The 19,788-nt window shown below is 39.7% G+C and carries 14 protein-coding genes; 11 read left to right on the top strand and 3 right to left on the bottom strand.

Annotated elements, in window-relative coordinates; translation table 11 throughout:
• Nucleotides 1–25 precede the first annotated feature (25 nt).
• The 3 genes from BGO42_RS16800 to BGO42_RS16790 are packed head-to-tail and all read right to left on the bottom strand — an operon-like array spanning nucleotide 26 to nucleotide 2,747.
• Nucleotides 26–1,333, bottom strand: a complete 1,308-nt coding sequence (locus BGO42_RS16800) for a hypothetical protein (protein ID WP_273243828.1) — start codon at nucleotides 1,331–1,333, stop codon at nucleotides 26–28.
• Nucleotides 1,326–2,057 (bottom strand): glycosyltransferase, encoded by a 732-nt coding sequence (locus tag BGO42_RS16795; RefSeq protein WP_273243826.1) that lies wholly within the window; start codon nucleotides 2,055–2,057, stop codon nucleotides 1,326–1,328. The genes BGO42_RS16800 and BGO42_RS16795 overlap by 8 nt, the downstream gene beginning before the upstream one ends.
• 6 nt (nucleotides 2,058–2,063) lie before the next feature.
• Complete coding sequence (locus BGO42_RS16790) at nucleotides 2,064–2,747, bottom strand: cell division ATP-binding protein FtsE (protein WP_177735810.1); 684 nt, start codon at nucleotides 2,745–2,747, stop codon at nucleotides 2,064–2,066.
• Between the two features lie 195 nt (nucleotides 2,748–2,942).
• Between BGO42_RS16790 and BGO42_RS16785 the strand changes: the two genes are divergently transcribed.
• The 11 genes from BGO42_RS16785 to BGO42_RS16735 all read left to right on the top strand — a co-directional run bounded on the left by BGO42_RS16785 (nucleotide 2,943) and on the right by BGO42_RS16735 (nucleotide 19,768).
• On the top strand, nucleotides 2,943–5,957 hold the full coding sequence (locus BGO42_RS16785; RefSeq protein WP_273243824.1) for a tetratricopeptide repeat protein: 3,015 nt from the start codon (nucleotides 2,943–2,945) through the stop codon (nucleotides 5,955–5,957).
• Between the two features lie 41 nt (nucleotides 5,958–5,998).
• Entirely contained in the window at nucleotides 5,999–7,753 is a 1,755-nt protein-coding gene (locus BGO42_RS16780) for a porin family protein (protein ID WP_273243822.1), read from the top strand.
• A 125-nt stretch (nucleotides 7,754–7,878) separates the two neighbouring features.
• Nucleotides 7,879–8,328 (top strand): hypothetical protein, encoded by a 450-nt coding sequence (locus tag BGO42_RS16775; protein WP_273243820.1) that lies wholly within the window; start codon nucleotides 7,879–7,881, stop codon nucleotides 8,326–8,328.
• Between the two features lie 11 nt (nucleotides 8,329–8,339).
• Nucleotides 8,340–9,968, top strand: coding sequence for an amidohydrolase (locus BGO42_RS16770; RefSeq protein ID WP_273243818.1), 1,629 nt, complete (start codon nucleotides 8,340–8,342; stop codon nucleotides 9,966–9,968).
• Between the two features lie 29 nt (nucleotides 9,969–9,997).
• Complete coding sequence (locus tag BGO42_RS16765; protein ID WP_177735801.1) at nucleotides 9,998–10,252, top strand: DUF6576 domain-containing protein; 255 nt, start codon at nucleotides 9,998–10,000, stop codon at nucleotides 10,250–10,252.
• A gap of 273 nt (nucleotides 10,253–10,525) precedes the next feature.
• Entirely contained in the window at nucleotides 10,526–12,145 is a 1,620-nt protein-coding gene (asnB, locus tag BGO42_RS16760; protein WP_273243816.1) for an asparagine synthase B, read from the top strand.
• A 219-nt stretch (nucleotides 12,146–12,364) separates the two neighbouring features.
• A complete protein-coding gene (gyrB, locus tag BGO42_RS16755) occupies nucleotides 12,365–14,305 on the top strand; it encodes a DNA topoisomerase (ATP-hydrolyzing) subunit B (protein WP_177735798.1) in 1,941 nt (646 codons plus the stop codon).
• 152 nt (nucleotides 14,306–14,457) lie between these two features.
• Complete coding sequence (mdh, locus tag BGO42_RS16750) at nucleotides 14,458–15,393, top strand: malate dehydrogenase (protein ID WP_273243813.1); 936 nt, start codon at nucleotides 14,458–14,460, stop codon at nucleotides 15,391–15,393.
• 139 nt (nucleotides 15,394–15,532) lie between these two features.
• Nucleotides 15,533–18,490: a protein translocase subunit SecDF gene (gene secDF, locus BGO42_RS16745; protein WP_177735796.1), complete on the top strand. Its 2,958-nt coding sequence runs from the start codon at nucleotides 15,533–15,535 to the stop codon at nucleotides 18,488–18,490.
• Nucleotides 18,491–18,668: 178 nt separating this feature from the next.
• Nucleotides 18,669–19,373, top strand: coding sequence for a MotA/TolQ/ExbB proton channel family protein (locus BGO42_RS16740; protein WP_177735795.1), 705 nt, complete (start codon nucleotides 18,669–18,671; stop codon nucleotides 19,371–19,373).
• Nucleotides 19,373–19,768 carry an ExbD/TolR family protein gene (locus BGO42_RS16735; RefSeq protein ID WP_177735794.1) on the top strand — a complete coding sequence of 132 codons (396 nt, stop codon included), beginning with the start codon at nucleotides 19,373–19,375 and terminating at the stop codon, nucleotides 19,766–19,768. The genes BGO42_RS16740 and BGO42_RS16735 overlap by 1 nt, the downstream gene beginning before the upstream one ends.
• Nucleotides 19,769–19,788: the final 20 nt, after the last annotated feature.

Here is a 19,788-nt window from a genome sequence, read left to right as displayed (position 1 = left end):
CGATAAGACTTTACGCTATTGCGGATTATCCGGCTTTGATTTTAAACTTCTTTTTCTCGAAATACAAAAACACGACCAGTACCATTAAAAACTCAAAAGGATAGCTGAACCTTGCATTCGTTCCGTAGGTTACAATTGCCTGCAGGATTGATGTACATAAAATGATCAGGGTAATTACCAGTTCATGTGTTATTTTCCGGTTGCGCAGGAAATTATAAAGCTGAACGGGAATGAGCAGTATAAAAGCAATTTTCAGGAACTGCAATACCGTACTTTGGATATACCAGATGCTAATAAAAAACTTGTTGGAATAAGGAACTTTAAAATCGCGGTAATTCCAGTACATATCTACTTTCCAGAAATCGGCCCAGGAAACCAGTACCTGGTAGCAATATTCCTTCGGATTGTCGCGAATGGCTTCTTTGCTGAATTCGTTTAACTGATAGGATAAATCAACAAAAGATAAACCGGTCGTGGCAATCAGCTCGTCGTAAGCATACCAGATGCTCATCGAAACATCTTTGTTCTCTTTTTTGGCGATCTCACGGTGCTTCACGTAGATATCGCGGATTGTTTTGTATTTATCAGGCGTTTTTTCGGCAAAATGCACACAGTTCTGCGCAATGTTTATGCCGTAAAAGGTTGTAGGAACAAAATAACCGGTATTGATTTTATTGACATAGGACCAGCCGAAGAAACACATCAGCGGAAAGATCAGGATAACGATTCTTTTGTTGATGATCCGGCGGAGTGTAAAACCTTTCAGTACAGAAAAAGCATAAAAAAGAAAAGGCAGGAAAAAATAAAAAGGCTTGATCAGTACCAGGAAACCAAACAAAAAGCTCAGCAAAAACATCATTTTTAACGAACAATTCTCAAAAAAATACTTCAGGAAAATATAGAAAATCAACGTGATTACGAAAAAAGTGAGGGATTCGGTCAGGATTGCCGTTTCATAAAAAAGTACATGTAAAATACTGTTCAGGAACAGTGCTATAAAAAACGACTTCTCAGGGCTGAACTTTAAAAGCAGTACATTCCTGTAAACCAGTATGCAGCTGAAAATACCAAGTATAAATTGCAGTAAAACGGTAAGACTTAAACTATTTCCGGCCAATACCAAAAGCAACGGATATCCCGGGCTTCTTTGTCCGTTATAACCGGAAAGCTGGTTGTTTGCCAATAGATTGGCTAATTCGATATACCCTTCAGAATCGGGAAATATGGTAATGTGCTGGTAAAGGCTGATAATAAAAATACGGATTAAAATACCCGACAGGATCAAAGCACTAACGGGATTTTTTAAAGCAAGATTTAAAAGCCTTTTAATCATATTTTTGGTAAATTTTGAGCAGCTGAAAAGGAAAGCCGAATAAATCTTTCAGGGTAATTTTACTGGCTCCTTTTTCAATCCAGGTATTTAAACTGTATTCATATACCTGGTTGGTGAAATTTTTATTCCCTTTTTTATACCGTAAAAGCAGTTCCACATCAAAAAGCCATCGGGTCAGGAACGGCTGTTCGAATAATTGTACGGCTAACTGTTGCTCGATTATTTTTGCACCGCACTGTGTATCGTAAATGGGCGTTTTTAAAATAAAATTGCTGACAATTGTTGCAAAAACACGTCCGAAATAATGACGGTACTGGTAGCGTACAATCTGGCTTCCCATTTTTTTAATACGGCTTCCCATAATAAAATGATACTCCGGATTTTCACCGGCAAAGGCAAGCATTTTAATCAGTTCCATTATGGGTGTGGCTAAATCGGCATCAAGATAACCGATATAGGCATATTGATCCGTTGGCGCATTCAGAACAGCGGTGCGGATTGCTGCTGCTTTTCCGGCATTTTCCGGCAAAAGCAGTGTACTCACATTAGCGTATGCCTGCTGAAAAGCCATTAAAACGGAAGCAGTAGTATCGGTACTGCCGTCATTAACTAATAAAAAATCGGTTGAAGCATATTCCTGAAAGGCCGTGGTATAGTCATGTATTGCAATGCGCTCGCTTTCATTGTAAAACGGGATTATCAATAATGCTTTGGGTATCTTCATGATATTTTAAACCGTTCTCTGAACTACTTCAAACAACGTTTGGTCTTCACATTTCAGTGTTTTAGACGGGTATTTCATCAATAAAGCATAGTCGTGGGTAGCCATCAGGATTGTTTTTCCGTTCTGGTTGATTTTCTTTAAAACTTCCATCACTTCCACACTCGTTTGAGGATCCAGATTTCCGGTAGGCTCATCGGCAAGGATTAATTCCGGATCATTCAGCAATGCTCTTGCAATTGCAATACGCTGCTGCTCTCCTCCGGATAACTGATGCGGCATTTTTTTACTGAAATTTTTCATGCCCACTCTGTCCAGCACTTCATCAATCTGTACCCGCATTTCCTCTTTTTCAATCCAGCCGGTTGCTTTTAAAACAAACTCAAGATTGTCAAAAACATTTCGGTCCGGAAGCAATTTGAAATCCTGGAAAACAATGCCTAACTTACGTCTTAAGTAAGGAATATCTTTCTCTTTTAAAGTCTTCAGATCATAGTCTACAATCGTTCCTTCACCTTCCGTTAAAGGCAGATCGGCATATAACGTTTTCATAAAACTACTTTTCCCGGAACCTGTTTTTCCAATGATATAAATGAAATCACCATTTTTTACATCGAGATTCACATTGGCTAAAACCACATTATTTTCTTGATAAATAGTTACATCTTTTAGGGAAAGAATCGTTTGCGACATAATCAGAATGTTTTATTTTGGTAAAAGTAATAAGTAAACATACTCAATCAAAATTTAAAATAAAAATTAAGCCGATTTTATTTTTGAAAGAATTTATTTGGTTTGGTTTTTGTGGGAAACTCTTGCAATAAACAAAAGTAGACCCACGTTAATACAAGTATATTTTGATATATTTGATTTTTAAAAAAAGAAACAATGCGAAAATTAGATAGGCTGTTATTTATTTCTCTCACATTAGGTGCAATGAATCTTGCTGCACAACAATCCAACATCTATACCCATGATTTAGTCGATTATCAAAGAGCGTTAACGCTTTATAAAGACAAACAATATCAGGCGGCTCAGATTCTTTTTGACCGGGTGAAAAGCAACAATGCAAACACCGATGTAAAAGCGGATTGTGCTTACTACAGCGCTAATTGTGCGATTCGACTGGAACAGACAGGAGCAGACCAGTTAATGGAAGATTTTGTAGAAGACTATCCAACGAGTACCAAACAAAATCAGGCCTATATTGAAGTGGCCCATTATTATTTTGACCAGGGAAATTATGTTCAGGCATTGAAATGGTTTGATAAAGTGGATGAAAATGCCATGACAGTAAGCGATAAGGAACGCTACAATTTCCAGAAAGGATACAGCTATTTCACCGCAAAAAATAAAAAAGAAGCCGAAAAATACTTCAATAAAGTGGTTAATTCCAAAGAATACGGCTCGCAGGCGAAGTACTATTTAGGCTATATGGCCTATGAAACGGATAACTATAAAGATGCCAATCAGTATTTCGACCAGGTAGCCGATAAAGATAAATACAAAGAGAAAATGTCCTACTTTCAGTCGGATATGAACTTTAAACTGGGCAATTTTCAGAAAGCGATCGATCTGGGTATCCCGCAATTGTCAAAATCGGATGCCAACGAAAAATCCGAACTGTCCAAAATTATCGGCGAAAGCTATTTCAACCTGAAACAGTATGATAAAGCCCTTCCGTACCTTTTGGAATACAAAGGAAAAAAAGGGAAGTGGAACAACACCGATTTTTACCAGCTGGGGTATGCCTATTACAAAGCCGGAGATTATGAAAATGCCATTGCGCAGTTCAATAAAATCATCAACGGCCAGGATGTCGTAGCGCAAAATGCATACTACCATCTGGGAGAAAGTTATCTGAAAACCGATAAAAAACAACAGGCCTTAAATGCATTCAAAAATGCCTCCGAAATGGAATTTGATACCAAGATCCAGGAAGATGCCTATCTGAATTATGCCAAACTGAGCTACGATATCGGGAACCCGTACCAAAGTGTGCCGGAAGTACTGATGGCGTATCTGAACAAATACCCGAATACTTCCTATAAACAGGAAATAGAATCCCTGCTGATCAACTCGTATATCACATCCAAAAACTATAAAGAAGCTTTGGTACTGCTGGAAAAGAGCAAAACTCCGGAAAACAAACTGGCGTATCAGAAAGTAACGTTTTACAGGGGATTGGAGCTGTATACAGACGGAAATTACAATGAAGCGCTGGCGCTGTTCAAAAAATCAATCGCAGAACAAAGAGATGCTAAATTTACCACACGGGCAACTTTCTGGAAAGCGGAAACGGAATATGTGCTGAATCAGTTTAGTGAGGCATTGATCAGTTTTAAACAGTTTTTAGGGAGTGCGGAAGCAAAAGGCACACCCGAATATAAAAATGCCAATTACGATTTAGCCTATACCTATTTCAAAACGAAAGAATACGAACAGGCGGCAAAATACTTCCAGGAATACATCAATATGGCCAAAGACGATAAGGTTCGTTTAAATGACGCCTATCTGCGAATGGGTGACAGCTATTTCGTGACAACAAAATACTGGCCGGCTATGGAGGCCTACAATAAGGTAATCGACCTGAAAAGTGTGGATGCGGATTATGCCTACTTCCAGAAAGCCATTTCATACGGATTTGTTTCCAGAAATGATAAAAAAGTAGAAGAACTGAACGCCTTTTTAAAAGCTTATCCAAATTCTAAATATGCCGATGATGCCCTGTATGAGTCAGGAAATACCTATGTAACGCTTAACAATACCGATAAAGCGCTGCAGGCATACGAGCGCCTGATTACGGATTATAAAACCAGTTCGTATGCTGCAAAAGCGATCTTAAGACAGGGACTGATTTACTATAACGCCGAAAAAGACCAGCAGGCATTAACAAAACTGAAAAAAGTAGTTGCCGAATATCCGAGAACACCGGAAGCATTGGAAGCCGTTTCCACCGCCCGTTTGATCTATGTAGATACCGGAAAAGTAGACGAATATGCAACCTGGGTAAAAACACTGGATTTTGTGGACGTAACCGATGCCGATCTGGATAAAACATCCTATGAAGCAGCCGAAAAACAATACCTGCAAAACAACCTGAAACCGGCAATCTCCGGATTTACAAGCTATCTGGCGAATTTCCCGAACGGAATTTCGGCCCTGAAAGCCAATTTCTACCTGGCACAGGCTTATTTTGCCGAAGGTTTAGGCAATAACGCCATTCCAAACTACGAATATGTAATTGGAAAATCCCGTAACGAATTTACCGAACAATCCCTGGCAAGACTATCGGAAATCGTATTGAAGAAAAACGATTACGCAAAAGCGATTCCGGTTTTAAAACGACTGGAAACGGAAGCAGACTTCCCGCAAAACGTCACTTTTGCCCAATCCAACCTGATGAAGTCATATTACGAGCAAAAAGACTATCCGAACGCGGTAATTTATGCCGATAAAGTTTTGGCAAACTCCAAAATAGAAGACAGAATTAAAAGTGATGCCCAGATTATCGTGGCACGTTCGGCTATCAAATCCAATGATGAGACAAAAGCAAAAGTAGCCTATGCAAAATTGCTGACCATTGCCAAAGGAGAACTGGCAGCGGAAGCCTTGTATTATGATGCCTACTTTAAAAACAAAGACGGAAAATTTGAAGCCTCCAATACTGCTGTTCAGAAACTGGCGAAAGACTATTCCGGATACAAATATTTTGGAGCAAAAGGACTGATTATTATGGCTAAGAACTTTTACGGATTAAAAGACAGTTTCCAGGCAACCTACATACTGGAAAGCGTGGTGAAAAACTTCGCCAATTACCAGGATGTAGTGGATGAAGCCAATAAAGAACTAACATTTATTAAGTCGGAAGAAGCAAAACGTAACTCATCAATTACCAATTAAGCCTGTAAAAAAACAGCGTCTTAATAGTAAATATTCAAAATATGACAAAGACATTTCAATATAAAATCGCAGTAATACTACTTTTAACAGGAGGGCAAGCCCTGTTTGCTCAGAAAAAAGATGAAAACCTGGGAACAGAAGTGGTAAACGTAGTAAAACCCTATACGCCTACAATATCGGATGCTTTTAAAGTAAAGGAAACCCCGACAATTGAGGATGAAGACAATACTCAGAAAAAAGAAATCCAGTACAACATTTTCTCTTTTCCGGTAGCGTCCACTTTTACGCCATCCAAAGGAAAAGCGGCAGGTGTGGACAAAGCGCAAAAAGAAAAACTGTACAACAACTACGCTACATTGGGCTTTGGAAACTACGCTACGGTGAACGGAGAATTGTTTGTAACGAAGAACCTAAGCAATACCGAATATGTGGCCGGAATGTTCCGCCACCTGTCTTCACAGGGTGGTATTAAAGATGTGATTCTGGATGACAAATATTCCAAAACATCTTTGGACCTTACTTACGGAAGCAAGCAGCGGGATTTTAACTGGAATGCCGATCTGGGGTACCAGCATCAACTGTACAATTGGTATGGCTTGCCAACTGATTTCCTGCCGTTTGATGAAGCGGCAATGGCCGGTGTGAATGTACAGCAAACGTACCAAACACTAACTCTGGGCGCAAGACTGGGCATGAAAGACAGCTACTTCAACGAAGCATCGTTACAATTCAAACGATTCTGGGATGCCAAAGGAAGTGCGGAAAACCGCTTTTTTGTAAAGCCGTCAATTGACTTTGACTTCAAAGACCAGAAATTCAAAGCCGATTTTGTAGTGGATTATGTGGGCGGAAATTTTGAAAAAGACTATTACAACCTTCCGGAAAGCGAAATGAAATACAGCTACCTGAATTTTGGAGTACAGCCAAGTATCTTATTGCAGCAGGGCGACCTTTCGGTACAGGCCGGTGCCGGACTTTTTTACAATGTTGGTAAACTGAATAACGAAAGTGAAGGTAAATTCTATATTTATCCGCAGGTAAAAGCATCCTATAAAGTTGTTGGCGATGTAATGATTGCCTATGCCGGAGCGGAAGGCGGATTAAAACAAAACACCTATGCCGATTTTGTAGGCGAAAACCAGTTTGTAGCTCCTAACTTAGTTATTGCACCCACAAGTGAGCAATATGATATCTATGTGGGATTAAAAGGAAAACTGGCAAATAATGTAGCCTATAACGTGAGAGGTTCCTATAAAAGTGACGATGATAAAGCCTTTTTTACCAGCAATATTTACGACACTGCGAACACCAATACCGAAGGATATGTGTACGGAAACTCATTTGGAGTGGTTTACGATAAGCTAAAAACCATCAGCTTCTTCGGGGAATTGAAAATGGACTTCTCTAAAAACGTAACATTTGGTATTAACGGTACCTTCAACAGTTTTACAACCGATTTGCAGGAAGCATGGAATATGCCTGCAGTTAAAGTAGGAGCCGATTTCGATTTTAATATCACTGAAAAATGGTATGCCGGAACCAACATATTCTTTGTTGGAGAACGCAAAGACCAGTTCCTGTACAATGACATCGCTCTAACGGAGCCTACAGTTAAAACGGTAACACTGGATAGTTATTTTGACTTAAATGCCCACGTAGGTTACAAACACAACCAACGCCTTACGGGTTATCTGAAAGCGAATAATCTGGCAAGCCAGAATTACCAGCGTTGGCTGAACTATCCGGTACAGGGATTCCAGTTCCTGATCGGGGCAAGCTACAAATTCGATTTCTAAACCGGAAAATATACTACGGAAAGTCCTGTAAAGCACGATGCTTTACAGGACTTTTGTTTTTAAAGCGATTCCCTGAAAATAAATCAGATATTTTGTTTCTTTGTATTTCACCGTAATACCTGAAAATGACATTCAAACAAAAAATACTCCAACACCATATCGTTTTATTACAGGACAAAATCGATGTTTTTCGGGACATGATTTCCGGATTGGCAGAAGATGCACAAAATGATGCCAAAGGATCTGCAGGAGACAAACACGAAACCGCCCTGTCCATGATGCATCTGGAACAGGAAAAATTAAGTGCAAAACTCAAGGAAGCCATCAGCCAGAAAGCCATCCTTGAAAAAATAGACGGTACACTGGTAACCGCTAAAATAACTGTAGGGAGCCTGATTAAAGCAAACGGAATGTACCTGTTTATGAGTGCGGCACTGCCCAAAATAACCATAGACGGCACGACCGTTATTGCCCTTTCACCCCAATCGCCTTTAGGGAATAAACTGATGGGCGGAGCCGTTGGCGAAACCTTTGAAATCAATACTTCCCGGTACACTATCGAAAGTGTGGCATAAATAAAATAAGAATGAAGATACAATACATTATAGCTGCCTTTTGTGCAGTCACAACCCTGGTAAATGCGCAAAAAAAGCAGGAAGCCGATTTAATTGTTTCGGATGCGAAGATCTATACGGTAAATAAAGACTTCCAATTGGCGGAAGCATTAGCGGTAAAAGACGGAAAAATAATTGCAATCGGAAACAAAGCGGATATCGCTAAAAAATTCAGTGCCAAGAAAGTCATCGTTGCCAAAGATAAATTCATCTATCCCGGATTCTATGATGCGCATGCCCATTTTTACGGACTGGGGATGAACATGCAGGCGGTTAACCTGAGAGGAACGCAAAGCTATCAGGAAATTATAGACCGTATCCTGGCTTTTCAAAAAGAGAAAAAACAAACCTTTATTCTGGGAAGAGGATGGGACCAGAACGATTGGAAAGTAAAGGAGTTTCCAACAAAAGAACTGTTGGATAAACACTTTCCCGATATACCGGTTGTGCTCACCAGAATTGACGGACACGCCATGCTTGTTAACAGCAAAGCACTCGAACTGGCAGGTATTACAACCAAAACCAAAACCCAGGGCGGACAGATCGAAATAAAAGACGGTAAACTCACCGGGATTCTGGTAGACAACCCGATGGAACTGATCTCGGCAATTATTCCGAAACCTTCCCGTAAAACGCAGATCAGCGCTCTGGTAGATGCTCAGAAAGAAATGTTCAAATACGGGCTGACCACCATTAACGAAGCCGGATTGGAACGGGAAGTGATTGATTTGATCGACAGTCTGCAGCAGGAAAAAATTCTGGACATCAACATTTATGCAATGGTAATGGCTACCCGCGAAAATGTGGACCATTATACCCAATTGGGAATCTATAGAACAGACAAACTGAATGTCCGTTCGTTTAAATTTATGGGCGATGGCGCATTGGGTTCCAGAGGAGCCTGTTTGCACCTGCCATATTCCGACAAGCCGAAACAATTTGGAGCATTGCTGTCGCCAATTCCGACCATCAGGGAAATAGCCCAACAAATTGCCGGTTCCGATTACCAGATGAATTCCCATGCTATTGGCGACTCTACCAATACGGTATTGCTGAAAATCTATAAAGAAGTACTGGAAGGAAAACCGGATCGCCGCTGGAAAATAGAACATGCCCAGATCATGAGAGAACAGGATTTCGACTATTTTAAGCTGGGAATCATTCCTTCCGTGCAGCCTACGCATGCCACTTCCGATATGTACTGGGCAGAAGACCGGTTGGGGAAAAAACGGCTGAAATATTCGTATGCCTATAAAACCATGCTTGAAAAAGCCGGATTGATAGCTTTGGGAACAGATTTCCCGATTGAAGAAGTAAACCCGATGTACACGTTCTATGCCGCAGTGGCGCGTAAAGACCTGAAAAACTTTCCGGATAACGGATTTCAGATGGAAAATGCGCTAACGAGGGAGCAAACCTTAAAAGGAATGACCATCTGGGCGGCTTATTCGGATTTTGAAGAAAACGAAAAAGGAAGCCTGGAAGTAGGAAAATGGGCGGACTTTGTTATTTTTGATGTGGACATTATGACCATGGATATTGACGGAATTCCGTATGTACAACCTGTAAACACTTTTGTACAAGGAAAACAGGTGAAATAAATTGTGCGGTTATTTTATTTACAAAAGACATGATAACATTAACGATCATTTTGATTTTTTCGGGCGTGACCTATTTCTTTATGAAGAAAAATAAAGAAAATCCTTCTGTGAAACAGCATACGGAGGAACGGAACTATACCATTGACGAACGGTATAATGCCGAAAAAGTACGCAAACAAAAAGAAGTCGACCGTATACTTGAAAAAATAAGCCGGAAAGGAATGGAGTCGCTCCATGCGGACGAAAAGAAGCTGCTGGAAGACTATTCCAAAACATTAAAATAAATCCTTTTGACGGAAAATAACCCCGTAATAGCCAAAGCCCGGACGATTGTCCGGGCTTTTTGATTTTAAAAACACTAAAGTGAACCCGGAACCGGGCAGGAGTAAATTATAATCTATAATCAAAACACACCGTAAAGAATGCTTTATGTTTTGATTTAACTCTAAATACCTTATTTTGGTTTTAAATTATAACTATATAATTATTTTTACTTTTTAATTAAAACTAATAAAGGCAATTTTGTTTCGTAATAATAACCAATTAAAGATAAAGTTATGTGCGGGATATTAGCAGTTATAGGAAAAGGGACAGAAGCGGCATTGGTAAAGCAATTGTCGAAAAGAATGTCCCATCGCGGACCGGATGAAAGTGATTTACACCTTACCGAAAAAGGACATTTTTTAAGTCATGAGCGTTTGTCGATTGTCGATTTGCATACCGGAAAACAACCCATTCAGGGAACCGGTTCGGCGTGGATGGTTCACAACGGGGAAATCTATAATCACCAGAAACTGCGTGATACTGTTTTAAAGCACCATACTTTCCGCACAACTTCCGACTCGGAAGTGATTGTACATCTTTATGAAGAATACGGCTATGAATTTTGCGATATGCTCGACGGAATTTTTGCCTTTGTGGTTATTGATGGCGATGATTTTATAGCCGGGCGTGATCCGCTGGGCGTAAAGCCGTTATATTACGGGATTGATGCACACGGGGCGATCTATTTTGCTTCCGAAATGAAAGCATTGGCAGACCAGTGCAAGTCGTTTGCCGCCTTTCCGCCGGGACATTATTATTCCCCTAAAACCGGGTTTGTAAAATACTATCAGCCGCAATGGGAAGACCATACCAAAGCGGTTGAAAAACTGGATTTAAAAGCAATCCGCGAAACACTGACGGAAGCGGTTCGAAAAAGACTGATGAGTGATGTGCCGATAGGTGTATTGCTTTCCGGAGGCTTGGATTCCTCGCTGACATCATCCATCGCTTCCCGGCTGATACAGGAAGCCGGCGGACAAAAACTGCATTCGTTTTCGATCGGGCTGGATGCCGATGCACCCGATGTAATTGCAGCAAGAGCGGTAGCGGAATACCTCGGAACCGAACACCATGAAATCTATTTTACCATAGAAGAAGGAATTGAAATACTGGATACCCTGATCTGGCATCTTGAAACGTATGATGTGACCTCCATCAGAGCCAGTACGCCTATGTATTTTCTTTCCAGAGCCATAACCGAAAAAGGGATCAAAGTAGTGCTGTCAGGAGAAGGAGCCGATGAGATTTTTGGGGGCTACCTGTATTTCCGGAACGCGCCTTCGGCTGTGGATTTTCAGAAAGAAACGATTGAAAGAGTTCAGAAACTGGCTACTGCCGATTTGCTGAGAGCGGATAAGTCGACCATGGCACACGGACTGGAAGCGAGAGTGCCGTTTTTAGACAAAGCCTTTTTAAACCTTGCCATCAAAATAAAACCGGAAGAAAAACAACCGGCGACCTATGGCGGTGTTGAAAAATACATTTTGCGAAAAGCCTTTGATACTCCTGAAAAACCATATCTGCCGGAAAGTGTTTTATGGCGTCAGAAAGAACAGTTTTCAGACGGGGTGGGCTACAACTGGATCGATAAGCTGATTGCTTACGGTTCTGCCCGGGTAACCGATCAGGAAATGGAAAAAGCCGCGGAATTGTTTCCGCACAACACACCGGCCACCAAAGAAGCGTATTTCTACAGAACCATTTTTCACAAGCATTTCCCTCAGGCGAGTGCTGCTAAAACAGTTCGTAAATGGATACCGAAATGGCAGGAAAATCAGGATCCGAGCGGACGGGCGAATACCGCTCACGTTAAAGCCGATCCTACGATTGCAACGGTAAAAGCCGAAGTATGATCTTTTCATATGTGATTAGTTTGTTTGTTTGAAAAACGCCGGTAATTTGCCGGCGTTTTTTTATTTCGGGAATTGCGGAATACAGGACTTTTTTAAGGATTATAAACCCTTTTTGTTGATAACTTACACCCTAATGTGGGTTATTTTTAGTGTATTATCCTCTGCGTTTTCATATATTTGCTCGTTAGACGAAAAATTACATTTTTTAGAAAATAAATTATGAGCGAAGAAGTAAAGAAAAACAATTATTCAGCAGACAGTATTCAGGCCCTTGAGGGGATGGAGCACGTTAGAATGCGTCCCTCAATGTATATTGGCGATGTAGGAACGAGAGGTCTTCACCACTTGGTTTATGAGGTTGTGGATAACTCGATCGATGAGGCATTAGCTGGACATTGTGATACTATACACGTAACCATTAACGAAGATAATTCCGTTACCGTTGAAGATAACGGTCGTGGTATTCCGGTTGATATTCATAAGAAAGAAGGTGTTTCTGCATTGGAAGTTGTCATGACGAAAATCGGTGCAGGAGGTAAATTTGATAAAGATTCCTATAAAGTTTCCGGAGGTTTACACGGGGTTGGGGTATCGTGTGTTAATGCATTATCCGATCATTTGCGTGCAACTGTTCACAGAGAAGGAAAAATATACGAGCAAGAATACGAAAGAGGTAAAGCCGTTTACCCGGTTAAACAAATAGGGGAAACCGAAAAAAGAGGTACTATCGTTACCTTCAAACCGGACAGAACCATTTTTACACAAACAACAGAGTACTCTTATGATACTTTGGCGGCACGTATGCGTGAATTGTCTTTCCTGAACAAAGGAATCACAATCACACTTACTGACAGAAGAGAAACGGATAAAGACGGGAATTTTGCCGGAGAAACGTTTCATTCCAAAGAAGGTTTAAAAGAGTTTGTTAAGTTTTTAGATGGTAACAGAGAGCCTATTATCGGGCATGTGATCAGTATGGAAACCGATAAGGGAGAAGTTCCGGTTGAGGTGGCGCTGATTTACAACAACAGCTATTCTGAAAACATTTTCTCTTACGTGAACAATATCAATACACACGAAGGAGGAACGCACTTACAGGGATTTAGAAGCGGTTTGACAAGAACCCTTAAAAAATATGCGGATGCATCCGGATTATTAGAAAAATTAAAATTCGAAATTTCCGGGGATGATTTCCGTGAAGGATTAACAGCAATTGTATCGGTTAAAGTTTCGGAACCTCAGTTTGAGGGACAGACCAAAACAAAATTAGGAAACAGAGAAGTGGTTTCGCCGGTAAGTCAGGCGGTAGCAGAAATGTTGGAAAACTATCTTGAAGAAAATCCTAATGATGCGAAAATAATTGTTCAGAAGGTAATTTTGGCTGCACAGGCACGTCATGCTGCTAAAAAAGCACGTGAAATGGTGCAGCGTAAAACCGTTATGGGCGGTGGCGGATTACCGGGTAAATTATCCGACTGTTCTGAGCAGGATCCGGCAAAATGTGAAGTATTCCTTGTCGAGGGAGACTCGGCGGGTGGAACGGCAAAACAAGGTCGTGACCGTGCTTTCCAGGCGATTTTACCATTGCGTGGTAAGATCCTGAACGTTGAAAAAGCAATGCATCACAAAGTATTTGAAAACGAAGAGATCCGAAATATATTTACCGCTTTAGGGGTGACCATTGGTACTGCTGAAGACAGTAAAGCGTTGAACCTTGAAAAATTACGTTACCATAAAGTAGTGATCATGTGTGATGCCGACGTTGATGGTAGTCACATTTCTACACTTATTTTAACGTTCTTCTTCCGTTATATGAAGGAGCTTATCGAAAACGGTTATGTATATATTGCTACCCCACCTTTATATATGGTGAAAAAAGGGACCAAAAAAGAATATGCGTGGACGGATGCACAGCGTGATGAAATTTCAGAAAGAATGAACGGTGGAACCAATATCCAGCGTTATAAAGGTCTTGGAGAGATGAACGCGGAGCAATTATGGGAAACAACCATGAATCCGGAATTCCGTACGCTGCGTCAGGTATCTATTGACAGTCTGGCGGAAGCCGATAGGGTTTTCTCGATGCTGATGGGTGATGAAGTACCGCCTCGTAGAGAATTTATTGAGAAAAATGCAGTTTACGCTAAGATTGATGCTTAGTGAAAGAATAGAAAAAAGGGTGTCAGAAAATGACATCCTTTTTTGTTTAAAAAAACCGGTATTTTTTTGGGGTTATGTGTTTTGCGTACATAAAATTTGTATATTGGTTTTCTCAATAAAAACATATTAATTTAATACTTATTTAGAATATTATGAAAGTAACAATAGTGGGCGCAGGTAATGTAGGAGCGACTTGTGCGGACGTTATCTCTTATAGAGGAATTGCAAGCGAAGTGGTTCTTTTGGATATCAAAGAAGGTTTTGCCGAAGGTAAAGCGATGGATATCATGCAATGCGCCACAACAACAGGATTTAATACAAAAGTTTCAGGAAGTACAAACGATTATTCGAAGACAGCAGGAAGTGATGTTGTGGTGATTACTTCGGGAATCCCTAGAAAACCGGGAATGACCCGTGAGGAATTAATCGGGATTAATGCAGGGATTGTAAAATCGGTTGCGGAAAATGTACTGAAATATTCTCCGGATACCATTATTGTAGTGGTTTCCAATCCTATGGATACGATGACTTATTTAACGCTGAAAGCTACCGGATTGCCAAAAAACAGAATCATTGGTATGGGTGGTGCGCTGGATAGTTCCCGTTTTAAATATTATTTGTCCAAAGCTTTGGATAAGCCGTCAAATGACGTTCAGGGTATGGTAATAGGCGGTCACGGCGATACGACGATGATTCCGTTAACCCGTCTGGCTTCTTACAACGGTAGTCCGGTTTCCGACTTTTTAGCTCAGGATGTGATGGATAAAGTTGCGGCCGATACTATGGTAGGCGGAGCGACTTTAACAGGATTGCTGGGAACATCTGCCTGGTATGCACCGGGAGCTTCTGTAGCCTTTTTAGTAGACAGTATTCTGAATGATCAGAAGCGAATGATTCCTTGTTCGGTATATCTGGAAGGAGAATACGGTCAGCAGGATATTTGCATCGGTGTTCCGTGTATCATCGGTAAAAACGGTGTAGAAGAAATTGTGAATATCGCATTAAATGATGCCGAAAAAGCACTTTTTGCCAAGAGTGCCGATGCGGTTCGTGCGATGAACGCCGATTTAAAATCAGTTTTAGTATAAACATTCATTCATAAATACCGAAAGGCTGCCGAAAGCAGTCTTTTTTTTTGATAATATTAGCAAATTAATTGGTTAATCTTTTGGTAAATTATATATTTGCTCGTTTTTGAAAAAAATGAATAATTAATTTTTAGTAATAATGCAGAATAAAGGACTCATTAAATTTTTTGCAATACTTTTTGCATTGGTAAGTATTTACCAACTTTCCTTCACATTTGTTACCAATAATATCGAGAGCAAGGCTAAGGCGTTTGCTAATGGCGATTCTAAGAAAGAATTGTCTTACCTTGATTCTATTAGTAAAGAAAAAGTTTTTTTAGGTCATACTTTTGATGAAGTAAGAGCTAAACAAATTAACAAAGGTCTTGACCTTGAAGGAGGAATTAACGTAATTCTTCAAATTTCAGTTAAAGACGTATTGAAAGGATTGGCGAATAATTCAAAAAATCCAGTTTTCAATAAAGCGATTGCTGAAGCAACTAAAAACAGAGAAGGAAACCAAAGTTATCTGGATGCTTTCTTCGTTGCTTTTGACAAAGAGGCAAACGGAACAACAAAATTGGCTTCACCGGAAATTTTTGGAAACAGAAATTTAAGTGATGTAATCAAATTTGATATGTCCGACGCTCAGGTGAAAACAGTACTTAGAAAAAAAGTTGACGAGTCTGTAGAAAGTGCTTTTAGAGTATTAAGAGAGCGTATCGACAAATTTGGAGTAACACAGCCTAATATCCAGAAATTAGGAGAATCTGGAAGAATCTTAGTAGAGCTTCCGGGAGCAAAAGATGTAGATCGTATTAAGAAATTATTACAAAGTACTGCACAATTAGAATTTTGGGAAACATACAAGTCTGACGAAATCGGAAACTTCCTTTTAGCAGCTAATGAAGTACTGAAAAAAACAGAAAAAGCAACAGTTGAAACGAAAGAAGCACCAAAAACTTCAGATATCGATTCATTGTTAACCAATAAAGCAAAAGATTCTGCAGCAGCTAAAAAAGGAAACAATCCTTTATTGGATTTGGCTGTAGGTGGAGGACAACAGGGAAGCCCGGTATTGGCTTACTTTAATCCTAAAGATACTGCAAAAATCAACTCTTATTTAAAAAGAGATGATATCCGTTCTTTATTACCGGCAGAGCAACGTTATGTTCGTTTTGCATGGGGTAAATTAAACCCTAAATCACCAAACGTAATTGAATTGTATGCTTTAAAAGCAAACAGAGAAGGTATTCCTCCAATGAGTGGTGGTGTTATTACGGATGCAAGAGAATCATTTGACCAGATGGGTCGCCCGTCTGTAACAATGCAGATGAATGCAACCGGTGCAAGAAAATGGGAAGAACTAACAGGAAAAGCATATACACAACAAAGTAATATTGCGATTGTTTTAGATAACATCGTTTATTCTGCTCCGGGAGTATCTTCAGGACCAATTGCAGGAGGACGTTCTGAAATTTCAGGTGTATTCGACGTAGCTGAGACAAAAGACTTAGCAAACATTTTAAGAGCAGGTAAATTACCGGCTTCTGCAGAAATTGTACAATCGGAAGTGGTAGGTCCGTCATTAGGACAGGAAGCTATCGATAACGGTATTACATCCTCATTAGTAGGTTTATTATTAGTATCCCTATGGATGGTATTCTATTATGGAAAAGCAGGTTGGTTTGCAAACATTGCTTTGATCGTTAACTTATTGTTCTTATTCGGAATTTTAGCAAGCTTAGGTGCGGTATTAACCTTACCGGGTATTGCAGGTATCGTATTAACGATGGGTACGGCAGTGGATGCGAACATCATTATCTATGAAAGAGCAAAAGAAGAGTTAAGGCTTGGAAAATCGTTAGATGAAGCCGTTCGGTTCTCGTTCACATGGAGAGGAGCAATGTCGTCTATTACCGATGCAAACGTTACACACATCCTTACCGGTTTAGTACTATTGATTTTTGGAACAGGACCTATTAAAGGATTTGCTACAACATTATTAATTGGTATTATTACCTCATTATTTACGTCGATCTTCATTACAAGAATGTTATTAGACTGGAGCGTTAGCCGAGGTGATAAATTGCATTTCTCAACATCAATTACTAAAAACTGGTTTACAAACTTCCATTTCGATTTCTTAGGAATTAAAAAATGGACATATTTATTCTCTGGTTTAGTAGTGGTATTAAGCTGTGTGTCGTTCGCGATTAACGGATTGGATGAAGGTGTTGACTTCGTAGGAGGTAGAACATTCCAGGTTAAATTTGAAAAAGTAATTGAGCCTTCTGAAATTGCAGATGCTTTATCGAAAGAAGAAGTTTTTGGTAGTGCGGAAGCAAAAGTATTCGGTGATGCAAATCAGCTGAAAATTACAACGAAATATAAAGTACAGGAAACCGGTTCTGAAGTTGATAAAGAAGTAAATGAAAAATTATACAACGCCTTGAAGAAATACTATTCTCAGGACTTAACGTATGACAAATTCATCAATACTTTCGACGGTAAGAAAATCGGGGTATTACAGGCTTCAAAAGTGAGTGCGGCAGTTTCAGACGATATTAAAACAAACTCTTACTGGGCAGTTTTAGGATCAATGGCAATTGTATTCCTTTACTTAATGGTTTCCTTTAGAAAATGGCAGTACTCATTAGGAGCTATTGCAGCGGTAGCACACGACGTTATCTTCGTATTGGGTATCTACTCTTTCTGTTATAAATTCATGCCATTCCACATGGAAATGGACCAGCACTTTATCGCTGCGATTCTAACAGTAATCGGATACTCGATGAACGATACCGTAATTGTATTCGACAGGGTACGTGAGTATATCGCAGGTAATACGAAAGGACATTTCAACGATATCGTAAATACCTCTATTAATACTACATTGTCCAGAACAATCAATACATCTTTAACAATGATCTTGGTATTGTTAATCATGTTCATCTTCGGAGGTGAGTCAATCCGTGGATTTATCTTTGCAATGTTAGTGGGTATTACAGTGGGTACTTATTCTTCATTATTCATCGCTACACCGGTTCTTTGTGATACGGTTACGAAGAAAGAAAGAGAAGAAATTGAAGTTCGTCACAACAAAACGGAAGAATAATAACGTATTCCGTTTATCAATAATAGAAGAGCCCGTTTTATACGGGCTCTTTTTGTATGTGAAATTTTTTAAACGGAAAAATACGCTTTGGCATTAAATTTCGTTATTTATGGTATAGTAGTTGCTATTTTAAAAAGCAAATACTTATATTTAACCCAAATAAAACGACTTATAAAACATGATTTTTAATTTTTTATTGCAAGCTAATCCTGTTTCCGCCGAACCAGTTGTAAATGAACCAGTAGTAGCCAATACAGCGGTTGAATCGGTTAATTTTTTCCAGCTGATCATGAAAGGCGGGGTCATGGTACTTCCCATTTTCATTCTTTTCTTCCTGACACTTTATATCATCATCGAACGATATTTATACATTAAGAAGCAAACCAAAATGGACAATTCGTTGCTTAATGAATTAAAATACCAGCTGAACTCCGGTAATATACAGTCGGCAGCGATGATCTGTGAAAAATCAAATACAGCCTACGGAACCGTTCTTAAGAATGGGGTGAACACTATCGGGCGTCCGATTAATGAAATAGATCTGGCCATTGAAAAAAGCGCCAATATTGAAATGGGGTTGATGGAAAAGAAATTAGGATACCTGGGTATTGTAGCCGGTATTGCGCCAATCTTAGGATTTATCGGAACGATTTCCGGGGTAATTAAAATTTTCTATACGATCTCCATTACTGAAAATATCAGTATCGGTAATATTTCAGGTGGTTTATATGAAAAAATGATCAGTAGTGGTTTAGGATTAATTGTTGGGGTTATTGCGTATGCAGCCTATCACTTTTTCAATATGATGATCGACCATTTTTCATTAAATGTACAACGTCAGGGATTAGAGTTTATTAATATAATTCAACAGCCGAATAAATAATGAGAATTAAAAGAAACAGACGTTTTCACGCCGAAGTAGCTTCCTCTGCTTTGAGTGATATTATGTTCTTTTTACTGTTGTTCTTTTTGATTATCTCCACTTTGGCAAATCCGAATGTTATCAATCTGATGCTGCCCAAAGCAGAAGCAAAAGAAACAACGAACAAGCAGTTTATCAGCCTTTCCGTAACCGAAGACAAGCACTATTTTGTAGACAAACAGGAAGTGCCGTTTGAGGAACTGGAAACAAAGCTGCTGGAAAAGCTTGGGACACAGAAAGAACAGACCATAGTAGTAAGAATACCGTATAATTTACAGGTTCAGGACCTGGTGGACTTGTTACAGATAGGTGTGCGGAACAAACTCAAATTTGTAATTGCCACAGCAAAAAGCTAAAGAAAATCCCGTTTAAACGG

Origin of the sequence: Flavobacterium sp. 40-81, from assembly GCF_001898245.1 — a bacterium.
GTDB classification, from domain to species: domain Bacteria; phylum Bacteroidota; class Bacteroidia; order Flavobacteriales; family Flavobacteriaceae; genus Flavobacterium; species Flavobacterium inviolabile.
Note: the sequence above shows the minus strand (reverse complement) of the source record. Positions and strands in the feature narration are given on the sequence as shown.